This is a genomic window from Chlorogloeopsis fritschii PCC 6912, assembly GCF_000317285.1.
GTDB lineage: Bacteria > Cyanobacteriota > Cyanobacteriia > Cyanobacteriales > Nostocaceae > Chlorogloeopsis > Chlorogloeopsis fritschii.
On record NZ_AJLN01000043.1, the window covers coordinates 1 to 6,495 of the forward strand.

7 protein-coding genes are annotated in these 6,495 nt (G+C 41.9%); 5 read left to right on the forward strand and 2 right to left on the reverse strand.

Annotation, left to right across the window (positions count from 1 at the left end; all coding sequences use genetic code 11):
* Positions 1-118: 118 nt before the first annotated feature.
* On the forward strand, positions 119-277 hold the full coding sequence (locus UYC_RS38775; protein ID WP_016873385.1) for a hypothetical protein: 159 nt from the start codon (positions 119-121) through the stop codon (positions 275-277).
* A gap of 328 nt (positions 278-605) precedes the next feature.
* On the forward strand, positions 606-911 hold the full coding sequence (locus UYC_RS0104165; RefSeq protein WP_016873387.1) for a hypothetical protein: 306 nt from the start codon (positions 606-608) through the stop codon (positions 909-911).
* A gap of 48 nt (positions 912-959) precedes the next feature.
* Here the strand turns inward: UYC_RS0104165 and UYC_RS0104170 are convergent, their stop codons facing one another.
* Positions 960-1,454, reverse strand: coding sequence for an ureidoglycolate lyase (locus UYC_RS0104170; protein WP_026087360.1), 495 nt, complete (start codon positions 1,452-1,454; stop codon positions 960-962).
* Positions 1,455-1,880: 426 nt separating this feature from the next.
* Here UYC_RS0104170 and sodB point away from each other — a divergent pair, with 426 nt between their 5' ends.
* From sodB to purM, 3 genes are all read left to right on the forward strand, one after another.
* Positions 1,881-2,483: a superoxide dismutase [Fe] gene (gene sodB / locus UYC_RS0104175; RefSeq protein ID WP_016873389.1), complete on the forward strand. Its 603-nt coding sequence runs from the start codon at positions 1,881-1,883 to the stop codon at positions 2,481-2,483.
* A 230-nt stretch (positions 2,484-2,713) separates the two neighbouring features.
* A complete protein-coding gene (locus UYC_RS0104180; RefSeq protein WP_016873390.1) occupies positions 2,714-2,920 on the forward strand; it encodes a hypothetical protein in 207 nt (68 codons plus the stop codon).
* A 141-nt stretch (positions 2,921-3,061) separates the two neighbouring features.
* Positions 3,062-4,090, forward strand: coding sequence for a phosphoribosylformylglycinamidine cyclo-ligase (gene purM / locus UYC_RS0104185; RefSeq protein ID WP_016873391.1), 1,029 nt, complete (start codon positions 3,062-3,064; stop codon positions 4,088-4,090).
* Between the two features lie 52 nt (positions 4,091-4,142).
* On the opposite strand, the gene UYC_RS0104190 is transcribed toward purM, so the two are convergent.
* Positions 4,143-6,299: an acylase gene (locus UYC_RS0104190; protein ID WP_016873392.1), complete on the reverse strand. Its 2,157-nt coding sequence runs from the start codon at positions 6,297-6,299 to the stop codon at positions 4,143-4,145.
* Positions 6,300-6,495 lie beyond the last annotated feature (196 nt).

Consider the following 6,495-nt stretch of genomic DNA (forward strand, 5'->3'; position numbering starts at 1 on the left):
GGGATATTTCATTCAACAAGATTTTGATCTAACCTAGCACCTGCCTTGGTTAACTACCTTCTTGCGTGCAACGCCAAATATAAATAAAATTAAGTTAAGAGGCAATTGGAGACACGTTATGCCTACTGTTTATCTAAAAGGTGGAGACAGTATACAGGTGAGTATAGAAAGCTTAGAAGATTACCTGTATGACAATCAGGATCGTATTGAGACTCGCCGTAAGAAACTGCGTAGAGAGCCAGTCGATAGTGCTACACCTTCTACTAACAGTAAATAATTACCGTTATGTTAGGCAAATCTTCAGCTTCAAACTCTCCACTGACTAGTTGCTCTTTGGTTTTAGCAAAGTAAACATTACAACCTGTAAAAAGCCTGTATTCTGTCATCTGATCATCATTCGGTGACGGCGCGTATTGTTGTTCTGCTCCTAGCTCGGCATAAACATAAAGGCCTCGCTTACCTCTTATCTCTCCGTAGACGCAGCCATCAGCACAAGCGGCCTTAAATTCTTCACGTGTAGCTTTTATTCTGAGTGCCGCAGAACAGGGGGAAAGCTTGATGGTAAGTACTTTGCTAGCCTAAGTAAGACAGCAGAAATATGCCGGATGAGCGTTCGCAAAGCCCAGTATGCATTGAAGTTTCTTTGCGAGGCAGGTTTTTTGATTCAGGAAAAGCGCAAAGGACGGACAGATCAGTACAGAATAACTCACAGTCGAGAGTGGGCAAAGCCAGAAGATTTAGAGGCAATTAGAGAAAGAGTTACGGGTGTGAAGAGAAAAAAGTCCAAGAATAAAAGTCAATCAGCTAGATCCAAACCTCCAGCAGCCAAAGAATCTAATGAAATAGACTCAATAAGTTCACCTGTTGCTGATCGTGATATGGTCGGCTCTAGCAATGGGAAAAATAACTAGAGTGTAAACACTACCTATTCAACTGTCCGATCTCAACCTTAGTCTTACCTAAATAATCTCAAACTCTATTTGATGACTCAGCAAAAAATCATGAGTGAAATGATCCACCACATTCGTATCACTCAATTCTAAATTATAAAAATCCACAACTTCATGCTCAAAATATGGCCCTGCGTGCCAAGTTCCCACCTCTAACTTAATAAAACAATTCCCTGGAATGCGAAAAGCAGCAATATTTGCTAAATCTGGTTCATCCACATCATTGTTGGGAGGACAAACTGCAATCAACCAGTCTTTTCCTGCCAATGAACCCAGACATTGAGTGCATTGCACATGACGAGTTATTTTATGAAACTTTCGCCCTCGACGCTCCAACCGCATAATGTAAAAACGGGGTGTGCCTTTGTCTAGCACTAAATAGGCATCTTCTGCATCAAAGACTTTGCCATCTTGACTGGGAAAAATAACCTGTCCGTAACGGCGAAAATTTTCTGGCGTTACCCATTGTGCCTGCAACTGTTGTACTGTCTTGGATGTACTCATAATTAAATTTTTTGGCATTGTCATTATTGTACTATTCATATTTGATACAACTAGTTGACATCCTCATGCCTGCAAATGATTCAAAATTTTAGTGATTAATAGAACTAATACCTAGATTCGTGCTGAAGCTGAACTAGTGGGATTTGCGCGATCGCTAACTTTTTGTAATGCTTACTCTGAGCTTGTAAACCTACTTGCGATAGATTTTATGATTAATGTTTGATGAGCGAATAGTTTGGTAGTATTTTCATCCTTGTTACTAATACTAGTTAACGCTCTCAATGCCGCATTTTCTAGTAAGATCAGAGTGTTAAGTTTTATGTGCCAGTGTGAAGCATTTCAAACTGCTAAACACTGAGCTAATAACTTTGTCGGCTTCCTTAACAAGAGGCTGGAAACTAAAATACGGTCAAGAGAGGATTTCACATGGCATTTACACAGCCCCCCCTTCCTTTTCCTATGGATGCTTTGGAATCACATGGGATGAAAGCTGAAACTTTCGAGTATCACTATGGCAAACATCATAAAGCTTATGTAGATAATCTAAACAAGCTGACTGAAGGGACAGAACTTGCCAATAAGCCTCTAGAAGAGGTAATCCAAATCTCCTTTAAAGACTCCTCAAAAACGGGTATTTTTAATAACGCTGCCCAAGTTTGGAACCACACATTCTTCTGGAATTGCTTGAAACCCTCAGGTGGCGGACAACCTACAGGTGAACTAGGTTCCAAAATTGAAAAAGATTTTGGGAGTTTTGACAAGTTTAAAGAAGAGTTCTCTAATGCTGCTGCAACTCAGTTTGGTAGCGGTTGGGCTTGGTTGGTAGATGATAATGGGACTTTAAAAGTCACTAAAACTCCCAATGCAGAAAATCCTCTTGTTCATGGACAAAAAGCGCTCCTGACACTGGATGTTTGGGAACATGCCTACTACATAGACTTTAGGAATGCTCGTCCCGCATTCATCAAGAACTTCTTGGATAATCTAGTCAACTGGGACTTTGCAGCTGAACAATATACCAAAGCTTAATGCAATCAAAAATTTAACTAACTCTTCAAGTCTTTGGTATTTTCTAGCTCAAATAGTTAAAAGCAGTCACGACTAGTATCGTGACTGTTTTTGATTTGTTTTTGCAAAGATGCGAGTTGCATTAGCCAAGTCAATCTATATTTTGAGTAAGAGCTTGCAAAGGCTTCTACTCAACAAATAAGGGTGTGAGGAGCAATGACTAATTCAAAACTCAATCCAAAATTCAGTATATGGATAGCACAGAACTAGCACAATATCTGGAAGCAACTAACAGCTTCGCTAAACCATGGTTGTTAGTACAGCTACGATTGAAGAAGCTCCAAGAACATCGAGATACACTGTCTGAAAATGAGTACGCTGATGCTTTAGCAGACATTCACGAGGATTTAATGAATCTAGGTGAATGGTGGCACGGTATCGAAGATGAAGTGTTTTAATTAGTCAATGGTCAATCGACATTTGTTATTGGTCATTTGTTATTGGTCTTTCACAATTGACTAATGATAGATGACTAATGACAAAATGTGTGATGATAGATAACCTGAGTGGTTGGTGCATTGATAACGGTGTTTTGAGTAATGGATTATAAGGACGCAGGAGTTGATGTTGAGGCTGGTCGAGCGTTTGTAACTCAAATTCGCAATTTGGTTCACAGCACCTTTAGACCAGAAGTACTTGGTGGATTGGGTGGTTTTAGTGGTTGCTTTCAACTACCGACAGGCTTTAAAGAACCAGTTTTGGTTTCCGGAACTGATGGTGTAGGTACAAAACTCAAAATTGCTCAAGTTCTCAACTGTCATGACACCGTTGGTATTGATTTAGTAGGAATGTGCGTGAACGATGTATTGACATCTGGCGCAGAACCCTTGTTTTTCTTAGATTATTTGGCTACTGGTAAGCTAGACAAAGAGCAGTTAACTCAGGTAGTTGCGGGTATAGCCTCTGGATGCAAACAAGCAGGTTGTGCTTTGTTGGGAGGCGAAACGGCAGAAATGCCTGGTTTTTACCAAGTGGGTGAGTATGACTTGGCTGGATTTTGTGTAGGAATTGTGGAAAAGAGCCAGTTATTAGATGGTTCTCAAGTACAAGTAGGAGATGTAGCGATCGCCCTTGCGAGTAGTGGTGTTCACAGCAATGGCTATAGTTTGGTGAGAAAAATTATTAGCGATCGGGGATTTTCTTGGAGCGAACAGCCAGAATTGCTTGGTGGCAAAACTTTGGGAGAAACTTTCCTCACCCCCACCCGCATTTACGTCAAACCCGTTCTAGCTGCACGCCAAGCAGGGTTAGAAATTCACGGTATGGCTCATATCACAGGCGGTGGATTGCCAGAAAATTTACCTCGGTGCTTGGGACAAGGGCAAGCAATTCAAATTGATACTAATAGTTGGGTAATTCCACCTGTTTTTCAATGGCTAGCGGAGGTTGGTTTGGTTAGCCCCCAAGCAATGTATAACACCTTCAATATGGGAATTGGTTTTGTGTTACTTGTACCCCCTCAACAAGCGCAGCAAGCAATTTCTCACTTTGAATCGCAAAATATAGCGGCTTATGCGATCGGTGAAGTAATTACTGGCTCAGGAGAATTGGTAGGAATACCTGATTGACAACGGCGAAAGCGTCTACGGCTATACAAACAAAGTCCACCTAGTATTGTGATTACAATTCCTTACGTTCAGCTAAATGAGCTTTGATATCTTTCATATTTCGCCAAACTGGATGTAACTGTTGCTGGGCAAACATCTGTAATTGATCGCCCTTGTGGGGTGAATTCGGCTGAGTAGCATTACCGTAGCTAGTAAGTGCCATTGCTCGTACAGGATTAGAAAACTCAATCGCAGCAATATAAGAATCGCCTGCAAATGATTGGAAGCCTCCATCAGAATTGGGAACGAAGTCAACTACGCGAAAGATACCCAATTCTCCATATCCTCCGTTGGCTGGTAAATCTACATTTCCATACTTCAGTCGAAAAACTTCTCCCCAAGGTACATCTAGCTTTCCATAGGCTTTCTCCACCTTGACTGCTGCTGCTTCGAGGGTTGCTGCTGCGCTTGTAGGATTTGCCAAACCCTTGGGAGTAGTGCGTGGAGATTTGTCATTCCAGGGTTGGCTAAATGCTTGCTCTAAGTCCATTTCCTCTGCCCAAGTAGCAAAAAGAACTGCACCTCGACTATCTGCATTGGCTTGTCTATCCCAAGCTGCCAGTACCTTAGCGGCTCGTTGTGCTAATTCACTTCCCTGCTTTTGTGCTGCGGAAATTAAATCATCTAAGATGCGATCGGCAAGTTCCATCCGAGTTGAATGTTTATATTCGACCATTTCATCGAAAGATATTTTGGGATCTTCTGCCAACATTCTTGCCGATCGCTGTGCCCGGAAATCCATCGGCCCTTGTGGAGCCATGTAGGATGGATAATTATCTGCTTTGATAGCTACCGGAAATGTTGTTGTCCAAGGTGGATCGTTAGCATTTTGCAACCAGCCACTTTTTGGGTTAAGTACGCGGGGTAAATCTTGGTAAGGGTGAATTTTTGTCCACAAAGTTTTAGAGGTGTTGCCCGGAATTGTGCCTTGCCAGTATTCAAAATCGCCCTCTTGATGCACTGGCACTTGTCCGTTGAATAGGTGCATAATGTTTCCGGCTCTATCTGCGTACATCACTGTAAACATTGGCAGTTGCAAACGCTTGAGCGCAGTTTCAAACTCAGACAGGTTTTTTGCTCGTGCCATGTCCCACCATTGCTCCAGTACACCTGGACGATCAAGCCCGACAACTCTTAGCGCTAGAACTTTACCATCTTTTTCGCTGACAACAGGGCCATGAACAGAACTTTTCACTACTAGCGGTTGTTCGCGCAAAGTGCCGTCTTTTTGCTTAATTTTTAAGGAAATGGTTTTTGTTTGAAAGGGACGAATTTGTCCGTCGAAGCGATAACCTTTACCAGCCAACTTTAGTTCATAAGCATCCCAGCCATCATGAGTATTGACTGTGTGCGTCCAGCCCAAATTATCATTGAAGGCGATCGCTAAAACTGGAACTCCTACAAGTGTTGCTCCATATGCATCAATTCCTGGTGCATTAATCTGTGCTTCATACCACAAAAATAAATCTGCCCAAGGTAGATGTGGATTTGCTAGCAACATTGCCTTACCACTTGCAGACTTTTTCGGTGCGATCGCCCAACCATTAGATCCCGGTTTTTGTTCTTTCTCTGTCGTACCTGCAATCCGTTCTGGGCTGACTACAAAAGTAAAATACAGCACTCTTTGCAGATGAGCCAGTACATCTTCCGGCTTCACTGGTAGTACCGCTTTTACTTCATCATCAATTAAATCGGGATGTTCTTTGGCATAGGCATTTACACCAGCCGCAAAAGCATCTAAATAACTACGAAATGTAGGAGTCTGTGCCTTGTACCAAGAGCGCGATCGCTCTGGAACTCCCACCGTCAGAACCCATCGATCCGATTCTAAATATTCCTCTCCCCAGTATTCAGCAGCCCTGCCCCGTGCTTGACCGTACAGGCGCAAAAGCAAATTTCCGTGACTTTGCATCTGTGCCCAACCAAAAGCTTTGAAAGCATTGGCAGCATCCTTGGCGTAAATATGGGGAACACCGTAAGTATCCCAAAGTATTTCTGTAGTTCGTAGCGATACAGTCAGGCTTGGAGTTGCCCAAGCTAAGGCAAGTAAAGCACTAAGAATAAAGGCTAAGATACGGAAAGATTTTTTATGAAAAAATTTACTTGTATAGCGCCTGTTCCCAGAATGGAAAATATCTTTAATAACATTTAACTGCGAAATAGCAAACATAAAAGTTATTGTAAATTGCAAACAAAACTCAAATATCAGACAAAGCGTGCTTCTGCATAAATGTTCCTAAAAGTCAACATTTAGGTAGTAAAAGCACCTGCGATCGCAGCCACACTTACACCTAATAAATGAAATTTATTTGCAATAAACAATAAAATAAAATCAAGTTCCTGTCAACCGCTTCCAACTCCGTTTT